At 59.9% G+C, this 24,978-nt stretch carries 22 protein-coding genes, 2 pseudogenes and 1 riboswitch; of the genes and pseudogenes, 12 read left to right on the top strand and 12 right to left on the bottom strand.

The features are described 5' to 3' along the window. The coding region (locus tag DWX25_RS04685; RefSeq protein WP_117858860.1) for a hypothetical protein at window positions 1-730 on the bottom strand (730 nt) is incomplete at its 3' end. A 214-nt stretch (window positions 731-944) separates the two neighbouring features. Here DWX25_RS04685 and DWX25_RS04680 point away from each other — a divergent pair. Continuing rightward, a complete protein-coding gene (locus DWX25_RS04680; RefSeq protein WP_117734541.1) occupies window positions 945-1,355 on the top strand; it encodes a peptide deformylase in 411 nt (136 codons plus the stop codon). 75 nt (window positions 1,356-1,430) lie between these two features. Here the strand turns inward: DWX25_RS04680 and DWX25_RS04675 are convergent, their stop codons facing one another. Further along, complete coding sequence (locus tag DWX25_RS04675; protein WP_117734733.1) at window positions 1,431-2,912, bottom strand: aminotransferase class I/II-fold pyridoxal phosphate-dependent enzyme; 1,482 nt, start codon at window positions 2,910-2,912, stop codon at window positions 1,431-1,433. Between the two features lie 202 nt (window positions 2,913-3,114). Further along, window positions 3,115-3,972 (bottom strand): LysR family transcriptional regulator, encoded by an 858-nt coding sequence (locus DWX25_RS04670; RefSeq protein WP_117734542.1) that lies wholly within the window; start codon window positions 3,970-3,972, stop codon window positions 3,115-3,117. A gap of 118 nt (window positions 3,973-4,090) precedes the next feature. Here DWX25_RS04670 and DWX25_RS04665 point away from each other — a divergent pair, with 118 nt between their 5' ends. Both DWX25_RS04665 and DWX25_RS04660 read left to right on the top strand, forming a co-directional pair. After that, entirely contained in the window at window positions 4,091-5,002 is a 912-nt protein-coding gene (locus DWX25_RS04665; RefSeq protein ID WP_117734543.1) for a DMT family transporter, read from the top strand. A 140-nt stretch (window positions 5,003-5,142) separates the two neighbouring features. After that, window positions 5,143-7,393: pseudogene (locus DWX25_RS04660) on the top strand (KUP/HAK/KT family potassium transporter). A gap of 79 nt (window positions 7,394-7,472) precedes the next feature. Here the strand turns inward: DWX25_RS04660 and bsh are convergent. Together bsh and DWX25_RS04650 are read right to left on the bottom strand one after the other, a co-directional pair. Next, window positions 7,473-8,438, bottom strand: a complete 966-nt coding sequence (bsh, locus tag DWX25_RS04655; protein WP_117743292.1) for a choloylglycine hydrolase — start codon at window positions 8,436-8,438, stop codon at window positions 7,473-7,475. A gap of 243 nt (window positions 8,439-8,681) precedes the next feature. Further along, entirely contained in the window at window positions 8,682-9,101 is a 420-nt protein-coding gene (locus DWX25_RS04650) for a peptide deformylase (RefSeq protein ID WP_117734546.1), read from the bottom strand. 194 nt (window positions 9,102-9,295) lie between these two features. Between DWX25_RS04650 and DWX25_RS04645 the strand changes: the two genes are divergently transcribed. Both DWX25_RS04645 and DWX25_RS04640 read left to right on the top strand, forming a co-directional pair. After that, on the top strand, window positions 9,296-10,609 hold the full coding sequence (locus DWX25_RS04645) for an NCS2 family permease (protein WP_117763691.1): 1,314 nt from the start codon (window positions 9,296-9,298) through the stop codon (window positions 10,607-10,609). A 137-nt stretch (window positions 10,610-10,746) separates the two neighbouring features. Next, window positions 10,747-11,412, top strand: a complete 666-nt coding sequence (locus tag DWX25_RS04640) for an alpha/beta hydrolase (RefSeq protein ID WP_147335817.1) — start codon at window positions 10,747-10,749, stop codon at window positions 11,410-11,412. A gap of 61 nt (window positions 11,413-11,473) precedes the next feature. On the opposite strand, the gene DWX25_RS04635 is transcribed toward DWX25_RS04640, so the two are convergent. From DWX25_RS04635 to DWX25_RS04620, 5 genes and pseudogenes are all read right to left on the bottom strand, one after another. Continuing rightward, a complete protein-coding gene (locus DWX25_RS04635) occupies window positions 11,474-12,808 on the bottom strand; it encodes a uracil-xanthine permease family protein (protein ID WP_117807794.1) in 1,335 nt (444 codons plus the stop codon). 122 nt (window positions 12,809-12,930) lie between these two features. Beyond that, window positions 12,931-13,686: a hypothetical protein gene (locus tag DWX25_RS04630; RefSeq protein ID WP_233505605.1), complete on the bottom strand. Its 756-nt coding sequence runs from the start codon at window positions 13,684-13,686 to the stop codon at window positions 12,931-12,933. Window positions 13,687-13,771: 85 nt separating this feature from the next. Continuing rightward, a pseudogene (locus DWX25_RS09655) lies at window positions 13,772-14,062 on the bottom strand (5-methyltetrahydropteroyltriglutamate--homocysteine methyltransferase); the annotation flags it as partial. 156 nt (window positions 14,063-14,218) lie between these two features. After that, a complete protein-coding gene (locus DWX25_RS04625) occupies window positions 14,219-15,115 on the bottom strand; it encodes a LysR family transcriptional regulator (RefSeq protein WP_117743296.1) in 897 nt (298 codons plus the stop codon). 10 nt (window positions 15,116-15,125) lie between these two features. After that, window positions 15,126-16,034, bottom strand: coding sequence for an HAD-IIB family hydrolase (locus DWX25_RS04620; RefSeq protein ID WP_117798948.1), 909 nt, complete (start codon window positions 16,032-16,034; stop codon window positions 15,126-15,128). Window positions 16,035-16,095: 61 nt separating this feature from the next. After that, window positions 16,096-16,206, top strand: a riboswitch (TPP riboswitch). Window positions 16,207-16,257: 51 nt separating this feature from the next. On the opposite strand from DWX25_RS04620, the gene thiM reads away from it, so the two are divergent. From thiM to DWX25_RS04605, 3 genes are read left to right on the top strand one after another with little or no spacing between them, the layout of a single operon-like run. After that, window positions 16,258-17,097, top strand: coding sequence for a hydroxyethylthiazole kinase (gene thiM, locus DWX25_RS04615; protein ID WP_117734553.1), 840 nt, complete (start codon window positions 16,258-16,260; stop codon window positions 17,095-17,097). 3 nt (window positions 17,098-17,100) lie between these two features. Continuing rightward, complete coding sequence (locus tag DWX25_RS04610) at window positions 17,101-17,442, top strand: thiamine-binding protein (RefSeq protein ID WP_233502107.1); 342 nt, start codon at window positions 17,101-17,103, stop codon at window positions 17,440-17,442. Beyond that, on the top strand, window positions 17,439-18,134 hold the full coding sequence (locus DWX25_RS04605; protein ID WP_117734554.1) for a thiamine phosphate synthase: 696 nt from the start codon (window positions 17,439-17,441) through the stop codon (window positions 18,132-18,134). Before DWX25_RS04610 ends, DWX25_RS04605 begins: the two co-directional genes overlap by 4 nt. Before the next feature lie 100 nt (window positions 18,135-18,234). Here the strand turns inward: DWX25_RS04605 and DWX25_RS04600 are convergent, their stop codons facing one another. Then, the gene (locus DWX25_RS04600; RefSeq protein ID WP_117807796.1) at window positions 18,235-19,104 is read right to left on the bottom strand and encodes a patatin family protein; all 870 of its coding nucleotides are present in this window, start codon (window positions 19,102-19,104) and stop codon (window positions 18,235-18,237) included. Between the two features lie 257 nt (window positions 19,105-19,361). On the opposite strand from DWX25_RS04600, the gene DWX25_RS04595 reads away from it, so the two are divergent. From DWX25_RS04595 to DWX25_RS04580, 4 genes are all read left to right on the top strand, one after another. Then, entirely contained in the window at window positions 19,362-19,985 is a 624-nt protein-coding gene (locus DWX25_RS04595; protein WP_117763685.1) for a flavodoxin family protein, read from the top strand. 185 nt (window positions 19,986-20,170) lie between these two features. Further along, on the top strand, window positions 20,171-20,512 hold the full coding sequence (locus DWX25_RS04590) for an arsenate reductase family protein (RefSeq protein ID WP_022093957.1): 342 nt from the start codon (window positions 20,171-20,173) through the stop codon (window positions 20,510-20,512). An 86-nt stretch (window positions 20,513-20,598) separates the two neighbouring features. Next, window positions 20,599-21,729: a GTP-binding protein gene (locus DWX25_RS04585; protein ID WP_117807798.1), complete on the top strand. Its 1,131-nt coding sequence runs from the start codon at window positions 20,599-20,601 to the stop codon at window positions 21,727-21,729. 101 nt (window positions 21,730-21,830) lie between these two features. Next, on the top strand, window positions 21,831-22,430 hold the full coding sequence (locus DWX25_RS04580) for a tRNA (cytidine(34)-2'-O)-methyltransferase (protein ID WP_117807800.1): 600 nt from the start codon (window positions 21,831-21,833) through the stop codon (window positions 22,428-22,430). A gap of 29 nt (window positions 22,431-22,459) precedes the next feature. Here DWX25_RS04580 and DWX25_RS04575 read toward each other — a convergent pair whose 3' ends face one another. Continuing rightward, window positions 22,460-24,952, bottom strand: coding sequence for an excinuclease ABC subunit UvrA (locus tag DWX25_RS04575; protein ID WP_117807802.1), 2,493 nt, complete (start codon window positions 24,950-24,952; stop codon window positions 22,460-22,462). Between the last annotated feature and the right edge of the window lie 26 nt (window positions 24,953-24,978).

Genomic DNA, 24,978 nt, shown 5'->3' with positions numbered 1-24,978 from the left:
CGCCACGGCCGCCACGATCGCCACCGCGACCGCCACGGTCGCCACCGCGGCCACCGCGATCGCCAAAGCCGCCGCGGCCGCCACGGTCACCGCCACGGCCACCACGATCGTCACGGCCGCCGCGAGGACCGCGGTCCTCATCCAGGCCCATGGCGACGAGCGGAGCGATAACCTTATCGAGAGCGGCCATCAGCTCGGTGGCCTCCTCGTAAGAAAGCTCGGGCAGGAGCTTCTCCTTCTTATTGGCAAGCTCGACCAGGCCCTCAGCGGCATCCTCGGCAGCGAAGACAACGATCTTGCGCATATCGCCCTCGGCGTCGTCGATGCGGCCGACCAGATCGGCAGCCTCGGCCTCGGCCATCAGGCCATCGAGCTCGCGAAGGCGCATGCCCAGCAGATCGGACATTTCCTTCTGCTCCATCTTGGGCTTGAGGTCAAGAAGCTTGATGGCGCGCTCGATGTTCGCCATGCGCTCGGCCTTGGCCTCCTCCTCCTTGGAAATAGCAAAGCGACGGCTACGCAGCAGGCGGGCGGCCTTCTGCATCTTGTCCATCAGCTCTTCGTCATCGTAATCAGTGGCGGCCTCGACAACCTCGGCCTCCTCCTCGGCGGAAACCTCGTCAGCAGCCTCAACCTCGGCAGCTTCGGTCTCCACGGTCTCGACTGCCTCAACCTCGGCAGCCATGGTCTCGTTCTCGGTCTCGTTCATGATCTCTTCGTTCTCGGACATGAGACTCCTTCTTGGCCCTCTCGGGCATCATCGCCCCATTCGCGGGGCCCGTCGCGCACTCTTTGCGCTTTAAACATTCATGCCTCTCGGCAAAACGTCCATTAGTTTATGGTGTCGCCATCCAATCTAGCTGCAGAATCTATGTGCACACATTAATGCGACATGTCGCGGTATCATGGCCCGAACCAAACGCATCCACCTTAAGGAGCCCGCCATGATTAAGCCCATCATGAAATCCGAGTTCTTTTTGCGCCTGCCTTCCGAAGACGCGGGGCCCGACGACGCCGCGACCGGGCAGGATCTTCTGGACACGCTGCACGAACACGAGCACGAGTGCGTGGGCCTTGCCGCCAACATGATCGGCGTACGCAAGCGCATCATCTGCGTAAAGGACGACAACAGGGCGCTGCTGATGTACAACCCTCAAATTCTTGAGAAGGTCAACGCCTACCAGACGAGTGAAGGATGTCTTTCGCTCGTCGGCGAGCGTCCCTGCACTCGTTATCGCCGCATTAAGGTGGAATATCTGGACGAGAGCTTTGTCCACCGCATCAAAAACTTCTCGGGCTACACCGCCGAGATCATCCAACACGAAATCGACCACTGCCAAGGAATCGTTATATAGTTCCGCCAATTCAAGAAAGCTCCCTGCAGCCAAGCAACTGCAGGGAGCTTTTCATAGTGCGGAACTTCTATCCCACTAGCTCTGGCGGTAATGATCGAAGAAGTCGGCTAAGTCCTCGAGCGACTCCTTTAGTACTTCCATGCGCGGCAGATACACGATGCGGAAGTGGTCGGGCTCGGCCCAGTTAAAGCCGCCGCCGCGCGTGATCAGGATCTTCTTCTCGTGCAGCAGATCAAGGGCAAACTGCTCGTCATCGGTGATGTTGAACTTCTTAACATCCATCTTGGGGAAGATGTAGAACGCCGCACGCGGCTTGACCACCGAGATGCCGTCAATCTTGTTGAGCGCCTCATACACAAAGTTGCGCTGCTCGTAGACACGGCCGCCGGGACGGATGTAGTCGTTGACGGACTGATGTCCACCGAGTGCCGTCTGAACGATCGATTGAGCCGGCACGTTGGAGCACAGGCGCATGTTGGAGAGCATGTTGATGCCCATGATGAAGTCGCTCATGCAGCGCTGGTTGCCCGAAAGCACCATCCAACCGATGCGATAGCCCGCAATCATGTGCGACTTGGACAGGCCGCTAAACGTAACGCAGGGCAGATCGGGGGCAAGCGATGCAATGGAGACGTGCTCGTAGCCGTCCATGCACAGACGGTCGTAGATCTCATCAGCAAAGATCATCAGCTGATGCCTGCGTGCAATCTCGACGATGCCCTCGAGCACCTCGCGCGGATAGACGGAACCCGTGGGGTTGTTGGGGTTGATGATCACGAGGGCTTTGGTCGCGCTCGTGATCTTGGACTCCATATCCTCCAGATCGGGATACCAATCTGCCTGCTCGTCGCACAGATAGTGCACGGGATGTCCGCCGGCAAGAGTTGCGCACGCCGTCCACAGCGGGTAATCGGGGCTGGGAATCAGGATCTCGTCGCCGTTATCGAGCAGTGCGTTCATCGAAAGCTGAATGAGCTCGGACACGCCGTTGCCCGTGTAGATGTGCTCCATCTGAACATTGGGCAGGCCCTTGATCTGCGAGTACTGCATGATCGCCTTGCGCGCGGAGAACAGGCCGCGCGAGTTGGAATAGCCTTCGCAGTCGGGCAGCTGCTGGCGCATGTCCTTAATGACCTCGTCGGGCGTGCGAAAACCAAAGGGCGCGGGGTTGCCGATATTGAGCTTGAGAATGCGCTCGCCCTCGTCCTCCATGCGGGCGGCCTCGTCAACGACGGGACCGCGCACGTCATAGAGGACGTTGTCGAGCTTGCTGGATTTAGAAAAAGTACGCATGGTGGCGCTCCTTGCAATTTGAGCCGAGGGGTTGGGTTCGGGTTTGGAAACGTTGCGGGGCGATGATGTCTCGCCTTGATCGGCGTCACTGGCGAGCAGCCAGGTAACATCGACCTCCAAAATACGGGCGAGCAGCTCTGCCACATCGCGCCGCGGAATCGTCTTGCCGCTCACATATTGGCTCATCTGACTCTTGCCGAGTTTTTTGCCGAGCATCTCCGATGCGCGGATCACATCCGACTGGCGAACGTCGCGATCGGACATAGCCTGTCGCAGGCGATCGCTAAACGTCTCTTGGGCCACTAGAACCTCCTTGCTGGCAAAGTTCAATTTGTAGAACACGAATTGAACCTGAGTTCAATTTAGGCAGCAGTATAACGCCGTGCTATTTCGAGAAGTTCAATTTCAAAAATAAAATGAGCCAAACCTCGAGATTTATCCCAAGGCGATAACGACGTGCGCTCGTTTAGAGGTATTCGAGGAAACGAGCGGCGGCAAGCGAAACATCGGCCGTGCGATATATCGCATTGATCAGCCGATGAGGATGTCCCTCGAGCGGACGCACGGCAACATCGAACTGGCAGCGGCGCAAGATGAGCGCCGGAAGAATGCTCACACCCAGACCGTCCTCGACCATGGCCATAATCGCATAGTCATCCCAGGTTGACAGCTTCGAGCGCACCGCCAGGCCCGCACGACGGAACAGTGGCGTAATCTCATCGTCACTGCCACGTTCCAGCAGAATAAACTGCTCGTTGGCCAAATCAGCAAGAGAAACGGCCTTTGCAGTGGCAAGTGAAGAGTTTGCCGGCACCACCGCCATCAGCTCATCTTGCACCAACGCCCGCGATGTCATGCCGTTTCCTCGGGGCTCACGCGGAATAAAGCCCAGGTCGCAGCGCCCTTCCGCCACCCATTGCTCAATCTCCGAGTAATCGCCCATCAGCAACTCATAATCGACGTCCGGGTGATCGGCACGAAAGCGCGCAATCACCGGCGGCAGCACATGGGTCGCCACACTCGAAAACGTACCGATGCAGATTTTGCCGCGCATGAGCCCACGCATCTCATCCACCCGTCGCTGCAAACGAACAAATTCCTCGCATAACGCCTCGACCGCCGGCATAACTTGCCGCCCATCGGCAGAAAGCACTACGCCCTCGCGGCTTCTATCGAGCACTTTAAAGCCCCAGTCTGCCTCAAGATCGGCCACCATACGGCTCACGCCCGACTGCGAATAGCTCAGCCGCTCGGCGGCGCGCGTAAAACTGCCGGCGCGCACGGTCTCGAGCAGCACCTGCATCTTTTGAATATTCGTTTCCACGGCACCCCTCCACCTTTACATGAGTTTTTGTCATGTTATCCATGCATTATATTCGCTTTTCTTCTATAGCCACCTCACCCATAGTGAACATGTTCGGATATAAAGGGGACGGAAGCACATGAACAACGGACTGTTTACGTACTTAGCAGCATTGCTATTGTTTGGCTCCAACGGCATCATCGCCGCTGCCATCGCGCTGCCGAGCTCCGATATCGTGCTGCTGCGCACCTTTCTGGGAGCCCTCTCGCTTGTCACCATCCTCGTTATCACCCAACGCCATAAGCTGCAGGCGCCATCTCGTCCCCGCGAAGCCGCAGCACTCCTTCTCTCGGGAGCCGCGCTGGGCGCCAGCTGGATTTTTCTGTTCCGCGCCTACCAGACGATCGGCGTCGGCGTATCCTCGCTGCTGTACTACTGCGGCCCCATCATCGTCATGGCCCTCTCGCCGTTTATCTTTGGCGAAAAACTGACCGGCAGCAAAATCGCCGGCTTTATCGCCGTCGCCTGCGGCGCTTTTCTCATTGCAGCGCAAGGTCTCGGCGGCAACATGCCCATTGCGGGCATCGTCTGCGGCATCGCCTCGGCATTTTGCTATGCGCTGATGGTCATCGCTAGCAAGGGTGCGCCACACATCGAGGGTCTCGAGAACTCCGCGCTCCAGTTGAGCGCCGCCTTTGTGACCGCGCTGGTCCTTACGCTCGTCACCCAAGGCGCTCCCTCGTTTTTCTCCCCCGGCATCGCCGCAGGCATCGATTGGCGCGCCGTCGCTATGCTCGGCGTCGTCAACACCGGCATCGGTTGCCTGCTCTACTTTAGCGCCGTCGCCAAGCTGCCCGTGCAGACCGTCGCGGTTGTCGGCTACCTCGAGCCGCTCTCGGCCGTCGTGTTCTCCGCCGTCCTTTTGGGTGAAGTTATAACGCCAGTCCGCCTGATGGGCGCCGCACTTATCATCGGCGGCGCGATTTTTTGCGAACTCGCTGGCAAGCGCGCAAGCGCCAAGGCCGGTATCGCCCAGACAGTACGCGCTTAAAAGCCCCTGTTTTGAAATGCTACCTGCGTACATAAATAATCCCCAGCTGGGGATTATTGTCTAAAAATACCCGATGTGCCAAACTGCTCTTGTATGTATAAAGACGGCATAAAAGTTATCTGCTCAGGACAGATAACCGGATGTCTAAGGGAGTCCACGTGGCACACAACAAGTTGGAGGCAAGCCTCCAAGACCAGCATAGTCAGGGCGGGCATGGCGCCATCCCCCTCTCCGCTGGCATGTTGCTCGTAACGCTCGGCGTCGTCTATGGCGACATCGGCACGAGCCCCATGTACACCATGAAGTCAATCGTCGCCAACAACGGCGGCATCGGAACCGTCAGCGAGGACATGATCCTGGGCGCGCTTTCACTCGTTATCTGGACCATGACACTCGTGACCACGGTCAAGTACGTGCTGATCGCCATGAAGGCCGATAACCATAACGAGGGCGGCATCTTCGCCCTATTCAGCCTCGTACGCAAGGTGGCACCATGGCTGATTCTACCCGCCATGATCGGCGGCGCGGCGCTGCTCGCCGACGGCATCCTCACCCCCCGCCGTCACGGTTACCACGGCCATCGAGGGCTTGCGCACCATCGAGTGGGGCCATGCGCTTTTGGGTGACGGCCAGACCAACGTCATCATTATTACCATCATCATTATCTGCGGCCTATTTGCCATGCAGCGCGCCGGCACCTCGTCAATCGGCAAGCTGTTCGGCCCGCTCATGACGCTGTGGTTCCTGTTCTTGGCTGGCGCCGGCCTGTTCAACATGCTCGGAAACCTGTCCATCCTGCGCGCGCTCAACCCCATTCGCGGCATCATGTTCCTGTTCTCGCCCATCAACCATTCGGGCATCATGGTGCTCGGCTTTGTCTTCCTGTCGACAACCGGTGCCGAGGCGCTCTACTCGGACATGGGCCACGTGGGCAAAGCAAACATCTATGCATCCTGGCCGTTTGTTAAGGCGGCCCTTATCCTCAACTATCTGGGTCAAGGCGCTTGGCTACTCGCCAATAACTCCAACCCCCAGATGCTCGCGATGGATATCGTCAACCCGTTCTATATGATGCTTCCCGAGCCCCTGCGTCCCTTTGCCATCGTGCTTTCGGCCGTGGCGGCCATTATCGCCTCGCAGGCGCTCATCACCGGCTCGTTCTCGCTGGTATCCGAGGCAACGCGCCTCAACCTTATGCCGCATCTGCGCATCCACTACCCCAGCGACACCAAGGGCCAGCTCTATATTCCGCTCGTCAACAACATCATGTGGGTCGGCTGCATCTTTATCGTGCTGCTGTTCCAGAACTCCGAGCGCATGGAAAGCGCCTATGGCCTCGCCATCACCGTGACCATGCTCATGACCACGACGCTTTTGACGAGCTATATCGCCGGCATTCTCAAGCACAAGCTGGGTGCCTGCGTCTTCAACCTGCTCTTCGGTGCCATTGAGCTGTGCTTCTTCGCCTCGTGCCTTACCATGTTCTTTGACGGCGGCTATGTGATGATCTTCCTGGCCTCGCTGCTGTTTGGCCTTATGTATGTGTGGCGCCGCGGCACCGCCATCGAGCGCACGCAGACGATCCTGCTGCCGGTCTCCAAGTACATCGATCAGCTCAACCGCCTGCGCAACGACGAGACCTATCCCGTGCTCGCCGACAACCTGGTGTTCCTCACCAACAGCCCCGATCCGCTCACACTCGACCGCGACGTGCTCTATTCCATCCTGGACAAACATCCCAAGCGCGCCAAGGCATACTGGTTCATTAACGTGCATGTCACCGATGAGCCCTATACGCACGAGTATTCCGTCGAGACCTTTGGCACGGACTTTTTGTTCCGCGTGCGCCTGGACCTGGGCTTTAAGGTCAACCAGCGCGTTAATGCCTACCTGCGCCAGATCGTTGGCGACCTGATGGCATCGGGCGAGCTGCCGCCGCAGCACCACACCTACTCCATCTATGAGACGCGCGGCAACGTGGGCGACTTCCGTTTTTGCATGCTGCGCAAGATGCTCGCCCCCGAAACGGACATCAACCGCAACGACCACCGCGTGATGGCCATCAAGTACGCCGTCCGCCGCGCCTGCGGAAGCCCGGCACGCTGGTACGGTCTTGAGAACTCGGCCATCATCATCGAGTACGTGCCGCTGTTTGCCCGCATGCGCCCGGCCGTTAAGCTCGTGCGCACCCAGGTGCCGCTCGAGGTTCAGATCGAAGAGGCCGAGGAAATGGAAGTCGACATCTTCTCGGACGACTTGGTCAACGGCAACGAGGCCGGTAGGGACATGAACGTCGATCCCACCGAGCTGCTCGAGAGTGTCGCCGATACGCCCGAACAGCAACAGCTCGACGGTCTTGAGAACGAACAACTCAACGACGCCAACTTCTAGCGACGTCACAAATCAACGACAGCGGCCCTGCACCTCACGAGAGACGCAGGGCCGCTTTGCATTGCAGTAAAGCTAACGGCTACGAACGACGCGGCTCGGGAACCACGAGCCTATCGGGGCTCGCGCCCTCGGCATCCATCAGGCTCACGTAGCGAATCGACGGATCCTCATACATCGCATAGTAATAATTGCCCGTGCGCGCGCTAAAGCATCCGGTGTAGATAGTCTTCTCGAACTTGCCATCGCCCATCCTGGAGGCCCCCTCAATCATCACCACGCCCTCGAGTGAGCGGAACATGCGGACGACGTTTTCGGCCTCGCTCTCCTTTTGCGGGTAATTGGCATTGAGGTACGCCGCCTTTACAAAACGGCTCGGCGAATAGCAGTCACCGGGAATGCCGCGCATGCCGGCACCCGCGCCATAGGGTTTGAGCTCGGCGCCACGCCATGTCGCCGTCTGCGGAAAATCGCTTGTGGCTGTGATATAGGTGCGCAGGTTTTCCATGTGCCACGGGAAGGTCGGCTGGTTGGCAAGGGTGTCGACCGGATCGTCGTATACATGCAGGCCGTCAGCCATCATCTCGACCACGATGCTGCGCTGGCTGTCGCCGATAATCCAATGGAGCAGCGACACGCCCAGCCCCTCTCCGGCAGATTTGGCGACAATCACCGTGTCGCGCAGCGCGGCCTCGACCTCATCGACCGTCGAGAACGTCGCTGCCACCCACAGGGGAAACTCATAGGCCGCGATATTGGTCTTTCCATCAACCGGGCCCTCGGCATACTCGGCATAGCCGGGGAAGTTAAGCCCCGCCACAGCCAGACCCGCATCGTTACCACAGTCGAAAAACATGGGATAGTTCTTGTAATCGATGCACATGCCGATTACCGCATGTGCCGCCGACGCATCGTCGATAAACGAATACGGAATGTGAAACCCGCGCGGCATCACACGAACCTGTTGGCCGTAGTCAAAGCTCCAGTCGAGGTTGCGGCCTAGATACATGTGGCCAGAATTATCGGTAAATCGAATGCTCGTGCACATAGCGCCTCCTAGCTCAATGTTCTTACTAGGCTCATTGTCACCAAACAAAGGAGCGCTAAACAAAAAGACCGGACATGACAACAATGTCATACCCGGACTTTACAAGCAAGATAGACCCAACCAAGTCAACCCCGCAGGTCGTCTAAGGGGTCAAAGTGCCGCAGATTGCCACGAAAGAGGAGCGAAGCGTACTTAAGGTACGCGAGCGACGATTGAGCGGCAAGGTGCGGTGCTTTGGTCCCCTTAGACCAACTTGCCAAGACAGTGATCAATCATGTGTTGGATCATCTGTGCCTCAAAACCCGCGTAGTCGCGGCGGCACTCCTTCATCTTGCCGTCGACGATCTGGTCAAAGGCAACCTTGCACTTGATGTAGCGCGTGGACTTGGTGATCTCGTCGTGCGTCAGGCAGCTCTCCTCCATCTTGCTGGCGCCCAGGCCAAACACCAGACGGGGGTTGTAGAGCACGTGGGGCTCGCCGGCATCGTCCAGATAGACGCAGACCTTCTTGGTGACGCCAATCTGGTTGGCGGCAAGGCAGCCGGCATCCTCGAGCGACTTAATGGTATCGATCAGGTCCTGTGCGACCGACTCGTCCTCGACAGTCGCAACCTCGCAGCGCTGGGACAGGATGACCTCGTCGCGGCAGAGCTCTTTAATCATACGTTCCTCCAAAGAGTTCGTTGTAACCGCTTAAGTATACGGTACCTACACATTTTCATACGAAAAATACCGCACGTCTGCCCCCAAAGCGCCGAACATCAACATGCGAGGAACACTAACTATAAAAAGGCGATATAGTAAGGAAGTTCGTGTCAATCGGCCTAAACTCGGGGCCGAACAAGGAAAGGGTATGCATGGACGAACTTTTTCACGTCAGTGAGCGCAAGTCCACAATCGGGACCGAACTTCGCGCTGGACTGACAACATTCCTGGCGATGGCCTACATCATCGCCGTCAACCCCGCGGTGCTCTCGGGCGCCGGCATCGATGCGGGAGCGCTCGCCTGCGCCACTTGTCTGGGCGCCGGCATCATGACCATCTGCATGGGCATCTTCGCCAACCGCCCGCTCGCCTGCGCGTCGGGTCTGGGCATCAACGCCATGATTGCGGGCATCACCACCACCATGTGCGGCGGTGACTGGCACGTGGCCATGAGCGTTATCTTCCTCGAGGGTGTCGTCATCTTGCTGCTCGTCCTTTGCGGCCTGCGCGAGGCCATTATGGACGCCATCCCCGTGGTCCTGCGCCACGCCATCTCGGTTGGTCTGGGCATGTTCATCGCCATGATCGGCCTGTGCGATGCCGGCATCATCACCGCTGGCGCCGGTACGCTTGTCGGCCTGGGCGACATCACCTCCCCCACCTTTATCGTCGGCATCATCTCCATCGTCGTGACGGTTGCCCTGGCTTCCCGCAACGTGCCGGGCTCGCTGCTCATCGGCATCATCGTCGCCGTTATCGCCGGTATCCCGCTGGGCGTCACCCATGCGCCCGAGGGCCTTATCGCCCCGCTCGACTTCTCGACCTTTGGCGCCCCGTTTGCCAGCACCACCGACGGCAACATGGCCATCGTGAAGGTTCTGACCGACCCGATGCTGCTCGTCGTTGCCTTCTCGCTGCTCATGAGTGACTTCTTCGACACCATGGGCACCGCGATGGCCGTCGCCAAGCAGGGCGAGTTCCTAACCGAGGACGGCAATGTCGAGGACATCCGCCCCATCCTGGTCGTTGACTCCGTGGCCGCCGCTGCCGGTGGCTTTATGGGCGTCTCCTCCATCACCACCTTCGTCGAGTCCACCTCCGGCGCTGCCGACGGTGGCCGCACGGGCCTCACCTCCGTCACCACCGGCGTGTTGTTCATCCTCGCTGCGTTCTTCTCCCCCGTCGTCTCCATCGTTTCCAGTGCCGCCACCTGCGGCGCCCTGGTCTACGTCGGCTACCTCATGATGAGCGAGGTCTCCGAGATCGACTGGTCCGACGTGTCGCAGGGCTTCCCGGCGTTCATGATTGTCGCCGGCGTGCCCTTCACCTACTCCATCTCTGCCGGTATTGGCCTGGGCTTTATCGCCTACGTGGTCGTCGCGCTCTTTAAGGGCGAGGCCTCCAAGATCAAGCCGCTCATGTGGATCGCAGCCCTTGCCTTCCTCGTCTACTTCTTCGTGGCGTAACGGCATAGTCTGCTAACGCAAAACAACAAGGCGCGGAGTCGCATCGAGCGGCTCCGTGCCTTTCTTTTAGCGTCTGTCCCCGTACCAGCGTGCGACAATTGAGGCTGTCAATATCACAACACCGAGAGAAGCCTGCCTTGGTAGCACATCATAAGCAGATAACCGTTTATTCAGAGTGTGTGGAAGGCGCGCCCGTCATCTACCTCCCCGTTGCCATGGGCGACGGTAGTGAAGTCTACAAGCGCTGCCGAGAGCTCGACTGCCCGCCGTTCGCCCTTGTCGCCATTGGAGGGCTCGATTGGAATCGCGAGCTGAGCCCCTGGGCATGCGACGGAACTATACGAGATGCCGAGCCCTTTGGCGGACAGGCTGCTGGTTTTCTTGACGAGTTGTTGAAGCAGATAATCCCCCAGGCCGAATCATCGCTCCCGCAACCGCCCTCCTGGCGCGGCGTTGCCGGCTACTCGTTGTCGGGTCTTTTTGCATTGTGGGCACTTTGGCAAACAGATGTCTTTGAGCGCGCGGCGAGTGCATCGGGGTCGCTGTGGTTCCCCGGCTTTATCGACTACGCGCGCGAGCGCACGATGACAGCTACGCCCGACGCCGCCTATCTGTCGCTCGGTAAAAAGGAAACCAAGACGCCCAACCGCATGATGCGGCACGTACTCGACGATACGCGCGCGATGGAAGAGCTGTTTATCGAGCGCGACATTCCAACAACGCTGGAGCTCAACCCCGGCAATCACTTTGCCCAAACTGACCTGCGCATGGCGCGCGGCATCCACTGGATACTGACGCATTAAAAATGGTGCCCACGCGCATATACGCATGGGCACCATATCTTGTTTTAGCTGAACGCAGCTGCTACTTAACAGCCTCCTCAAGCTCAGAAGTATCGAACTCAAAATCATTGCCGGGCAGAATCGCATTGAGCACGATACCCACCAGCGAGCCCACGGCAAGACCGGAAAGCGAAATCGTCACGCCGCCCAGCTCCAGCACGATGGCGCCGGCGGTGCTGTACGCAATACCGAGCGAAAGCACAAGCACCAGAGCCGCCACCAGCACGTTGCGGTTGTTCTGGAAATCGACCTGGTTCTCGATGAGGTTACGGACGCCCACAGCGCTGATCATGCCGTAGAGCACGAGCGACACGCCGCCGATAACGCATGCCGGCATGGCTGCGATGACCGCAGCGAACTTGGGGCAGAACGAAAGCACGATGGCGCAACACGCGGCAATGCGGATCACGCGCGGGTCGAACACGCGCGTCAGGGCGAGCACGCCGGTGTTCTCGCCATAGGTGGTGTTGGCCGGAGCGCCAAAGAGCGAAGCCAGAATCGTGGCAAGGCCGTCACCGAGCAGCGTGCGATGCAGACCAGGATCGGCGATGTAGTTACGCTCGCAAGTGGAGCCGATAGCCGAGATGTCACCGATATGCTCGATCATGGTCGCAAAGGCCAGCGGCATAATGGTAATGATGGCCGTCGTGGCAAGGCCGCTATCGAACTGCGGGCCAAAGAGCGCAAACACGGTGTTGTCCCACACGATGGGCAGACCGACCCACGGAGCGGCGGCAACGCCCGAAAAATCGACCTCACCCAACGCAGCCGCAACGGTATAGCTCACCACGACGCCCAACAGGATCGGCACGATCTTGACCATGCCGCGGCCCCAAATATTGCAGATGACGATGACGGCCACAGCGACAACGGCAACAAGCCAATTGGTCTGGCAGTTGGCGATAGCAGAGCTTGCCAAGATCAGGCCGATGGAAATGACGATGGGGCCGGTCACCACCGGCGGAAAGAAGCGCATAACGCGCTTGGCGCCAAAGGCGCGGAACAGCGCTGCCAGCACCGGATAGAGCAGACCGGCGCAGGCAACGCCCAGGCAGGCGTAGGGCAAAAGCTCGGCCTCGCCGTTGGGCGCAATTGCGGCATAACCGGCAATAAAGGCAAACGATGAGCCCAAAAATGCCGGCACCTTACCGCGCGATAGGAAGTGGAACAGCAGCGTGCCCAAGCCGGCAAACAAAAGCGTTGCCGACACCGAGAGACCGGTGAGCACGGGCACCAGCACCGTGGCGCCAAACATGGCAAACAGGTGCTGCAGACCGAGCAGGAACATGCGCGGGCGGCCGAGCGACGATGCGTCGTAGATGGCATCGCTAACGGCGGGCGTCGAGAACTGGGACATTGATGTCCTTTCGAATGGAAGGGCGATCGGGCATATCGGATAACCTGCCCGAACGATACGATCCGAACCATTGTACGCGATACGCAGCGCCTCGCACGCGCCGCCGCCTGCGAACGGCATCGTTATTTCCAGACACGCTCCACAATACGCTTGACCAGCGCAATCTTTGCCCACTGCTCGTCCTCGGTCAGCTTGTTGCCAATCTCGCAGCTGGCAAAGCCACACTGCGGAGACAGATACAGGTTCTCGAGCGGCACGTACTTTACCGCCTCGCGGATGCGCTCGACGATGGCGTCTTCGTTCTCGAGCTCTGCCGCCTTGGTGGTCACCAGGCCCAACACGACCTTCTTGCCGGGGGTAACGTACTTGAGCGGCTCAAAGCCACCGGCACGCGGCGTATCGAACTCAAGATAGAACGCATCGACGTTCTCGTGTGCGAACAGGTACGGCGCGATGGGGCCATAGCCGCCCTCAAAAGCATAGGTAGAGTGGTAGTTGCCGCGGCACACGTGCGTGTTAATGACAAGGTCATCGGGCTTGCCCTCGATTGCGGCGTTGTTGAGCGCCACGCCCAGCTCGCTCACCTTTTGCAGGTCAACCGGGCTCATACCGGTCTTGGACACAAAGTCGGCATCGCAATAGATGCCCCAGGTGCAGTCATCAAATTGAATGTTGCGGCAGCCTGCGGCATACAGGTCGGCAATAACGGTGCGGTATGCTGCGGCGATGGCATCGGCGAGATCTTCGTCGGTCTTGTAGACGGCGCGCAGGCTCTCCTGCTGGCCATCGCAGCGGTCGAGCGTGACTTCGGAGAACGTCTGGATCGGCGCCGGAATGGTCTGTCGCGCGACCTGACCCCCCCTCGAGCGCCTTGACAAATTTGAAGTGCTCGACGAACGGATGATTCTCGCCGCTAATGGGACCGGTTACCACGGCGGTGTCGGCGGTAGTCTCCTCATCGTGGAACATATAGCCTGTACGCGAGGTGCGACGCTCGACGCCGTTCAGCCCCCACATAAAATCGAGGTGCCAGTAGCTGCGGCGAAACTCGCCATCGGTGATGACCTGCAGGCCGGCGGCCTTTTGCCTTGCCACCAAATCGCGGATGGCATCGTCCTCGACGGCCTTAAGCCCCTCGGCATCAAGCGTGCCTGCCGTATAGGCAGCACGAGCGTCCTTTACGGCCTGCGGACGAAGAAAGCTGCCGACGATATCGGCGCGAAACGGTGCGTTCGGTTGAATCGAAGTGCTCATAGATATCTCCCTTTTGCATTGGTTGCTTTACCGGGACAGAGTATGAGCGTTCATATGGCCATCGTAAAATATACGTTTATAACAGTTTGATATAGATGCTTCCTATGTCACTCTGGACTGCCATAAAGGGACTTGAACCGTGGGGAACACAGCAGCCTAGATATGCTGACGAATCGCGTCGATATAGGCCCGACCGTAGCGCGTGAGCGTCGTGTTCTTGCGCGTGATAATGCCAATCTCCATGTACTCGTCCACGTCGAGCGGAATCGAGATAATGCCGGGGCCGTTGAGCTCGTGGCTAATCACGCCCGAACACACCGTGTAGCCGTTGAGACCCATGACCAGGTTGAACAACGTCGCGCGGTCGCGCACGCGGATATTCTTGCGACGCTCAAACGTCGAGGTCAGCTCCTCGGAATAGTAAAACGAGTTGTAGCTGCCCTGCTCGTAGGACAGGAACGGGTAGTCTTCCAGATCCTCGAGCGTCACGCTGGAGCGGTCCGCCAGCGGATGGTCGGCACAGACGAAGATATGAGGCGTGGCACAGAAGAGCCCTTCGAACACGAGCTCGTTGGCCGCCAGCATGCGCTCGATGACCTCGCGGTTGTGCTCGGACAGATATAGGATGCCCAGTTCGCTTTTCATATGCGCGACGTCCTCGATAATCTCGTGAGTCTGCTCCTCGCGCAGGGTAAAGTCGTAGCGCGCGGCATCGAACTCACGGATCACATCGACAAACGCGTTGACGGCAAAGGAGTAATGCTGGCAGCTCACGCTAAAATGCGGCACCTGCTCGGATGCTCCTTTGTACTTACCCTCGAGCAGATCAGCCTGATCGAGCACCTGGCGCGCATAGCCCAAGAAGGTCTCGCCCTCCTCGGACACAATGACGCCCTTGTTGGTGCGCTCAAAGATATGCACGCCCATCTCGTTTTCGAGATCGCGAATCGACGCGGTAATCGAAGGCTGCGACACATAGAGGCGACGCGAGGCCTCGGTGATGCTGCCACATTCGGCAACCTTTACAACGTACCTGAGCTGCTGAAGCTTCATGGCTTTCTCCCTAGACGTTCGCGATGCCGAAGTCTGCCGCGTTCATCTGACGCATAAATGACGGCATCTCACCCGTCGCGGCGCAGGCGGCAATCTGATGCAGCGCTGCGGCAACCGCATCATCTGCCGCAGCGCCGATATGCCAGCGTGCAGCAGCCGTGACGGCCTCGTTGGCATTGGCGACCGCAACGGAGTTGGGAACGGCATCGATCATGGGCAGGTCGTTATCGGAATCGCCAAATACGGCCACCTCGTCGGGCGTTAGGCCCAAAGCGCGCGCCAGCTCCAGCGCAGCGCAGCCCTTGTCCCAACCAGCCGGAAGGATGTCGAACAGGCGCACACGGTTGTTGGGAAACACAAGCGAGAGCTCCGGCACCTCGGCGGCAACGTGCTCGCGTAGCTCCGCGAGTTCCTCACGCGAACGGGCGCTCCAGATATTCGCCTTGAACACCGGCGCATCATCGACGACAGGGCGGCACGGGGCCTCTTCGCCCTTGAGCCACGCATTGCCGCCCGATTCCATAGCGCGGCGCACACGCTCGGCATCACGTGTCACGCAATAGGCATCGTTATCCCAAAAGCCATCACCCAAGCTGTATACCTTCAGATAGGTATCGTCGGTTTCTTCTTCCAGATAGGCGGCCAAGCGCATAAGCGCATCGTTATCGGTCGCACGCGAGGCGACCACTTCGCCATCGACAAACATGACCTGGCCGTTGCAGAATGCACCGGTCGAAAAACACTCGGAATGATTTTTAAACATCCAGCCCATCGCAGACGGTTGGCGACCCGAAACCGGACCAAAGTGCAGACCCGCCGCCTGCATGGCATGAATGCCCTCGATGGCATAGTCGCTGGCGCCGTCATGCCCGGCCGGAATCAGCGTATCGTCCATATCGGTCAGCACGAGTTTGATCATAAGGTCCCCCAGTCGTTTTCATCCTAACCATTGTACCGATGCGCTAGTATAGGGAACAACAGATTCGATGCGGGAGTGCCGGCGGTGCAAACCACAAGGCTGAGAGGGCATGGGGCCCAATCCTTTGAACCTGTCAGTTAATGCTGGCGTAGGGAGCATGCCGCCTTTTTAGGGGCGCTGTCTATGCACAGCGCCCCTTTTCTATGCCAAGGAGGCATGTGCAGTGATCGATTCGGAACAGCTTAAGCAAAACGTGGTCAAGGCTGTGGAGGAGATTCGTGCCACCAATCCCATGGCCGGCTCCATCACCAACACGGTAACGATTGACTTTGTCGCCAACGCGCAGCTCGCCGTGGGCGGTTCGGCCGCCATGGTCTATCTGCCCGACGAGGGCGAGGCACTCGTTGCCGGCGGCGGCGCCATCTATCTGAACATGGGCACGCTCTTCCCCATCTACGAGCAGACGATTCCCCGCGCGGCCAAGGCGGCACACGACGCCGGCAAGCCCTGGGTGCTCGATCCGGTGGGCCTGGGCATCGGCAGCCTGCGCACCCAACTGGTAAACGAACTCAAGCAGTGCAAGCCCGCCATCGTGCGCGGCAATGCCTCCGAGATTATCGCGCTCGCCGGACTGTGGGGCCTTGAGGGCGAAGCGGCCGATCTGAGCCGCGTGCGTGGCGTCGATACCACCGACACGGTAGACGCCGCCCGTGATGCCGCCGTGGCGCTCGCCCGCTACACCGGCGGCGCCGTAGTGGTCTCGGGCGAAGTCGACCTGATTACCGACGGCACGACCGTTGCCAAGTCCCACGGCGGCAGCCCACTCATGTCCAAGATCACCGGCTGCGGCTGTTCGCAGGGCGGCGTGCTGGCCGTGTACGCCTGCGCCACCGACCCGTTTACGGCGGCCATCTGCGGCACCGCCGTCTACAACGTTGCCGGCACGCGTGCCGCCGCCGTTGCCGATGCCCCGGCAAGCTTTAAAGTCGCCTTTATCGACGAGCTCTACCGCGCAACCGCCCAGGACATTGCCGATAACCAACTCGAGCTCGAGGAGGCATAAGCCATGACCAAGCCCGCAACCAATGCCGGCATGAACACACTCGTCGCTGTGGCCATCGCCCCGTGCAGCACCGGCGACGAGCTATCTGCCGAAGTCGCCGAGGTCGTACGCGTCATTCGCGAGAGCGGCCTTCCCAACCGCACCACCTCGATGTTCACCGAAATCGAGGGCGACTGGGACGAGGTCATGCAGGTCGTGCGCGACGCAACCTTTGTGTTGGCGAGCAAGGGCATCCGCACCGAAGTCGTGCTCAAAGCCGATATTCGACCCGGATTTACCGACACCATGACCGGCAAACTCGAGCGCATGGAAGCGCAGATCAAAAAGCAGGAGGAAGCACGATGAGCATCCGCGACGACCTTGATATCTCGGCCTACCTGGTACTCGGCCCCGAAAACACCCTCGGACGCCCCGTAAGCGATGTGGTGACCCAGGCGCTCGATGCCGGCTTTACCTGCATCCAGGTGCGCTCCAAGGTGGCAAGTGCCCGCGAGATTATCGCACTGACGGGCGATGCCGCGCAGGCCATCGCTCAGGCCGGCAAAACCGGACAGGTCGCTCTGCTGATCGATGACCGTCTTGACTGCGTACTCGCCGCACGCGAACAGGGCATCGCTGTCGACGGCGTGCATGTTGGCCAGAGCGACATCCCCGTCGAGGTCTGCCGCAAACTTTTGGGCCCAGATGCCATCGTGGGCCTTTCGGCCCGCTGCGAGGAGATGCTCGAGTACGTCAAGACCGCCGACATGAGCCTGGTCGATTACCTGGGCATCGGCCCGCTCCATGAGACCGAAACCAAGCGCGACTGCGGACGTGCGGCCGACGGCTCCATCATCACCAAGAGCTTTGAGGACCTGGCTGCCCTCCATGCGGCAAGCCCCGTGCCCATCGTGGTGGGCGGCGGCGTCAAAACGGCCGATCTTCCGCAGCTCAAGACCACCGGCGTCGATGGCTTCTTTGTGGTGAGCGCCGTTTGCAGTGCCGACGACCCCTACGCCGCAGCCAAGGAGCTCGTCGATACCTGGCAGCAGGCATAGGCCCATGCCAAGCAGCTGCTCCGCAGCCCCATATCTTCAATAGTGGAAAGCGCATCCCAGTTTGGACGTCCATTCTGGGATGCGCTTTCCGCCGTGGCCCCTACCCCGCCAGATACGCTTCCAGCGCCGGCAGCGTCGCCTCCGCATCGCGACGGCCGATCTGATAGATGCGCTCGAGCTCATCGGGCTCGCGGCACAGCGACGGCACCTTCACCGATTCGCTCGGCCGCACCACAAAGATCTCGCCAGCGGCTTCGCGACGCGCCAGGTCATCGAGCGTGGCGTTGTAGACCTCATGTCGATGCTCAAGCGCCGCAACAAACTCCGAATAGTGACGATACACGCGACGCAGAATAGGCATCACGCTATTGGGCTGCTTCACAAAGCCCGCCGGCTGTGTCAGCACCACCACGTTGCGGTCATAGCCCTGCGCAAACAGCCAAGCGCTGGGGATGGAATCGGCAACACCGCCATCCAAGTACTTACGACCCTCGATGGCAACAGGACGCGTCGCCACGGGAATCGCCGACGACGCCCGGATCCACTCGATATCGCGCTCGTCGCCATAGGGCAGGTCATGGTAGACGGCCTGCCCCGTCTTAAGATCGGTGCATACGCACGTAAACCGCATGGGGCAGGCGCGATATGCCTCCAGATCGATAGGATCGCGCTCGATAGGCACCTCGTGATAGGCAAACTCGGCATTGAACATATCGCCGGTTCGTAGCCAGCTCGTCACGCTCGCATAGCGCTTGTCGGCACAATAGGCCTTGTTGTAGCGAATGGCGCGGCCAATCTGGCGCGATTTAAAGTTGTAGCCAAACGCCGCGCCCGCCGAGACGCCCACCATATGGTCGCAGGTTAAGCCATGCTCCATCCATACGTCGAGCACGCCCGCCGTATACATACCGCGGTAGCCGCCTCCCTCGAGCGCAAGCCCCACCGTGCGCGTCGTATCTGGCTGTGCCATGCAACCATCTCCGTTCTCATGCTTTTGAACTAAACAAGTATATCTGTCAACGTATGCCGTCAAAAACGTGTTTATAAGCATTTATCGAACGTTTCCCGATGTATCCCCATGCCGCACCGCAATGCCCCTAGATGGCCTTGGGCATGAACGCCCTTAAGAACGTTGCGAAATAAACATCGCCTGCACCGTGCCAACGCCGTCGCACACAACGTGAGATAATTCTCAGCAGAATTCACCGATAGCAGATGGAGTTTGTGATGAAGGTTCTTTTGGTCAATGGCAGCCCCAAGGCAAACGGCAACACGGCCCGCGCACTCGCCGAGGTCGCCGAGCAGCTCAACGCCGAGGGCATCGAGGCCGAGATGTTTCAGCTGGGCGCCAAGCCTATTCGCGATTGCATCGGTTGCGGCCAGTGCGGCAAGCTCGATTGCCGTTGCACCTTTGACGACGATGTGGTCAACGAGCTGATTGCCGCTGCCGAGCAGGCAGACGGCTTTGTCTTTGGCTCGCCCGTCTACTACGCACATCCCAGCGGACGCATCCTCTCGGCACTCGACCGCGCATTCTATGCAGGCAGCAAGGCCTTTGCGCACAAGCCGGGCGCCGCTGTCGCCGTTGCCCGCCGCGGCGGCACGTCGACCACCTTCGACGTGCTCAACAAGTACTTCACCATCAACCAGATGCCCGTGGTAGCATCCACCTACTGGAACAACGTCTTTGGTGCCATGCCGGGTGAGGCCACCCAAGACGCCGAGGGCCTCGCCACCATGCGAAACATCGGCAATAACATGGCCTGGCTACTGCGTTGCATCGAGGCGGGAAAGGCCGCCGGCATCGAAGCCCCCCAGGCCGATCGCGCTAGGACCAACTTTATCCGATAATTCCAGCGGTGGTCACCTTGATGTTCTGTCAATGTCAGCGAAAAGCCAGCTGATGAGGCAAGGTGCCTTGAAAGAGGAGGGCGCTGGGCTTTTGCCCGCGCCCGACGATTGAAAGGCAGATTGCCCATCAGATGGCTTTGCAGCGTCGAGGTGACCGCCGTTCGTTAGAACGGCGGAACAAATACATGAATATTCAAATCTTCGGCACCAAAAAGTCCTTCGATACCAAGAAGGCGCAGCGTTATTTTAAGGAGCGCCGTATTAAGGTGCAGTTTATCGACCTTAAGGAAAAGGAGATGAGCAAGGGCGAGCTCACGAGCGTGATGCAGGCGGTCGGCGGCATCGACAAGCTGCTCAACCCCAAAGCCAAGGACGAGGAGACGCTCGCGCTCATCCAGCATCTCACCCCCAGTCAGCGCTTTGATAAGCTGCTCGAGAACCAGCAGGTTCTGGCCGAACCCATCGTGCGCAACGGCAAAAAGGCCACCGTCGGCTATTGTCCCGACGTATGGGGAGCCTGGGAGTAGCCTGTGTTATTTGCCCGTGCGTGGGTATAAGAGCAGGCGTTTGGCATAAGATTCAGCTGTAAGCCATGTCTAACAAAGGAGGGCACATGCCCAACAAGCCCGTGAAGATCATCATGCTTACCGGATACCTCGGTGCCGGCAAGACCACGCTGCTCAACCACATCCTCGCCAACGACGGCGGCATCCGCGCCGCCGTGATCGTCAACGATATCGGCGAGATCAACGTCGACGCCAGCCTCATCGCCGACGGCGGCCTTTCCGAGACCGACGACCTCATCCCGCTCACCAACGGCTGCATTTGCTGCACGCTTTCGGACGACTTGGCCAACCAGCTGCAGGGCATCGCCGATTCGGGCAAGTTCGACTACATCATCATCGAGGCCTCGGGTATTTGCGAGCCTATCCCCATCGCCTACACCATCTCGAGCTTCTGCGACGAGGCCAAGGTGGGCGACGAGCCCAAGCTCGCGCTCGACAACATCGTGGCCGTGGTCGACTGCGCCCGCATGTACGACGAGTTCAACGGCGGTCGCGACCTGCTGGCCGAGGATATCGACGAGGACGACATCGAGAGCCTGCTCATCCAGCAGATCGAGTTTTGCTCCACGCTGATCCTCAACAAGACCGATACCGTCACGCCTGAGCAGATCGCCGAGCTCAAGGCCATCGTGCGCAGCCTGCAGAAGGACGCCGTGATTGTCGAGGCCCAAAACGGCGAGGTCCCCATGGAGGAGCTGCTCGATACCGACCGCTTCGACTTTATGCGCGCCTACAACTCCGCCGCTTGGATCGAGGCCATGGAGCATCCCGAGGAGCACGACGACCCCGAGGTACTCGAGTACGACATCGAGACCTTTGTATACTCGCGCCGCAAGCCGTTTGACCTGCAGAAGTTCACCGATTTTATTGAGCAGGAGTGGCCCAGCGAGGTCATTCGCGTTAAGGGTCCGCTGTGGCAGACCGGCGATCCGGACATGTGCTACATGTTTGAGCAGGCCGGCCACCAGATGCGCCTGATGGAGAACGGGCTGTTTGTCGATTCTGCGCCCGAGGGCGAGAAGCAAAAGATTATCGACGAGAACCCCGAGATCATGCAGATTTGGGACGACGAGATGGGCGACCGCATGACGAGCCTGTGCATCATCGGCCGTCATATGGACAAGGACGCGCTCATCGCCGCGCTCGATGCCTGCCTGACCGACTGGCACCGCGCCTAGGTTTAACGAAGCTAGCATTTTTCCGCCCACGTAACCGCCAAACCACCACGAAGGTGCCTGTCCCCTTCGTGGTGGTTTTTCATTCTGAGCCAAGGAGATTCATGTTCAATATCGTGCTGTATGCGCCCGAGATTCCGGCCAATACGGGCAATATCGGCCGTACCTGCGTGGTCACTGGCACTCGCTTGCACCTGGTAGAGCCGCTGGGCTTTTCGCTCGACGACAAGACGGTGCGTCGCGCCGGTCTGGGCTACTGGCAAAACTTGGACGTGACGACATATGCCGGCTGGAAGGATTTCCTTACGCGCAATGGTCTCTCCCCCGCCGACGAGCGCCTGCATCTGCTGACCAAAAAGGCGCGCCGCACCTATGCGCAAAGCACCTACCGCGACGGTGACTATCTGGTCTTTGGCAGCGAGAGCTCGGGGATTCCCGAAGACCTGCTTGCTGCGGCGCCCGCATGCTGCGAGCGCATTCCCATGCTGCGCGACTGTGATTCGCTCGATAACGCCGAAGTCTGGGAGGCCCACGAGGAGGCGCTCGGGCATACCGAGGACAGCCACGAGGCCATCCTTCGGCAGGATATCTGCGGCAACTTTGTAGACCCGGACGACTACCGCATCAGCGCCCTCAACCTCTCCAACAGCGCCGCCATCGTCCTCTACGAGGCCCTGCGTCAGACAGGCTTTCCCGGAATGTGACAAAGGGACCGTCCCTTTGTCACATTCGGTTAGAGGTAGCGGCCGGTGATGCTTGCGGAGCAGGCAGCGATGTCGCCCGGCGTACCGGTGCAGACGATTTGCCCGCCCGCGTCGCCGCCGCCCGGGCCCATGTCGATCACGTAATCGGCATTACGGATAAGGTCGAGGTCGTGCTCGATCACGATAACCGTGGCGCCCTTGGCAACAAGGCCATCAAACACACTCAGCAACACCTGAACATCGAGCGGATGCAGACCAATCGTGGGCTCGTCGAATACGAATACGGCATCGTCCTGCACGCGGCCCATCTCACTCGCAAGCTTAAGGCGCTGCGCCTCGCCGCCCGAAAGCGCCGGCGTGGGCTCGCCAAGTGTCAGGTATCCCAGCCCCAGATCGTGAAGCGTCTGCAGGCGTGCCTGAACTTTCTTGAGTCCGACGGTCGCGTCGAGGGCCTCATCCACGCTCATATCCATAAGTTGCGGCAACGTAAGCAGGCTGCCGTCCTTTCCCTCGCGATGGATATGCGAAGCCGCGTCTGCATAACGTGAGCCGCGACATGCCGGGCAGACGATTTCGACATCGGGCAAAAACTGCACGTCGAGCGATATCGAGCCCGTGCCATCACACGTAGGGCAGCGCAAGGCGCCGGTATTGTAGCTAAAGGCGCCCGCCTTGTAGCCGGCTGCCTTGGCCTCGGGCGTACGGGCGAAGGCGCGGCGCAGCTCATCATGGATGTCGGCATAGGTCGCTACCGTCGAGCGCACGTTGGCACCGATGGGCGTGGCGTCAATCAGGTTGGCACGTGCAATGCCCTCGGCATCGATCCAGCGCACGTGGCGCGGCAGGCGCTCGCCGGCTGCCTGCGCCTTAAGTGCCGGGATGAGCGTCTCGAGTACCAACGTCGTCTTGCCTGAACCCGAAACACCCGTAACCGCGACGAGACGGCCGCGCGGGATATCGACTTCGAGTGGCTTGACGGTATGGATGGTATCGGTCGCCATGCGGATATGACCCTGGTCGAACATTTCGTCGTCAGTCACCTGCGGACGCAAGCGCTTGGGCTCGGCGCGCAAAAACGGCGCGATACGGCTGTCCTGCGATTGCTCGACCTCGTCTACCGTACCAGCGGCGATTACGTTGCCGCCGCCTGCTCCGGCAACGGGGCCCATCTCGACCAGATAATCAGCCTCCACCAGCACACGTGTATCGTGGTCGACAACAACCACGGTGTTGCCGTCATCCACCAGATCGCGCATTACGCCCACCAGGCCGTCGACATTGGCAGGATGCAAGCCGATCGAAGGCTCGTCCAGCACATACAGCACGCCCGTCGATCGGTTGCGCACCACACGGGCTAGCTGCACACGCTGGCGCTCACCCGTGGAGAGCGTGGCACCGGCGCGGTCGAGCGAAAGGTAATCGAGGCCCAGGTCAACCAGGCGGCGAGCCGTACTCAAAAACGAATCGCAGATGTCCGTCGCCATGGGCCGCATCTCGGTCGGCAAGGATGCGGGCACCCCACGCACCCACTCAATCGCCTCGCCCAGCGTCATGGCCGCCGCCTGCGCCAGATTGATACCGCGCACCTGAGACTGGCGCGCGGCTTCGGAAAGACGCGTGCCTCCGCAGTCGCGGCACGGCCCCTCGTGCAAAAAGCGTGCAACGCGCTTGAGCCCCTTGTCGTCCTTAACCTTGGCGAGCGCATTCTCAACGGTATAGACGGCGTTGTAATAGGTAAAGTCGAGCGGCGTGGCACCCTCGCCGTTTTTGGGAACGTAGAGAATGTGCTTCTTAACCGCCGGACCATGGAACACGATATCGCGCTCTTGAGGCGTGAGCTGGCTAAACGGCACGTCGGTACGCACGCCCATCTCGCCGGCTACCTGCTTCATCAGATCCCACATGAGTGTGCCCCAAGGAAGCACCGCGCCCTCGTTGATAGTCTTTGACTCGTCGGGCACCAGGCTCGCCTCGTCCACCTCGCGCATGACGCCGGTACCGCCGCAGGTAGGACACGCGCCGCCGCTGTTAAAGGCAAGGTCCTCGGCACTCGGCGCGTAGAATTCACGGCCGCATGCGGGGCACGCGAGCGACAGGCCCGCGGCGACGTTAAGGCTCGGCTCCACGCGCGTCCCGCAGTGCGGGCAAACGTGATGGGCGCAGCGGCTAAAGAGCAGACGCAGGCTGTTGTTGAGCTCGGTCATGGTGCCAAAGGTCGAGCGCACGCCCGGCACGCTGGGGCGCTGATGCAATGCGAGCGCCGCCGGCACGTGCAGCACCTCGTCCACCTGGGCGTGCTCGGCTTGCGTCAGGCGACGTCGAGTATAGGTGCTGAGCGCCTCCAAGTAGCGACGCGAGCCCTCGGCATAAAGAACCCCCAGCGCCAGCGAGCTCTTGCCCGAACCCGATACGCCGGCAATACCCACCAGCTTTCCCAGCGGAATATCGATATCGATGTCTTTGAGGTTATGGACGCGCGCACCGCGTACCTCGATAGCACTTGGTTGTTGCGACACCGTCATCGCTCCCCTTCCTGTTAGCCGAACGT

The sequence above is a fragment of the Collinsella sp. AF18-8LB genome, assembly GCF_003459795.1.
Classification (GTDB): domain Bacteria; phylum Actinomycetota; class Coriobacteriia; order Coriobacteriales; family Coriobacteriaceae; genus Collinsella.
This window is presented reverse-complemented; position numbering and strand designations above follow the sequence as displayed.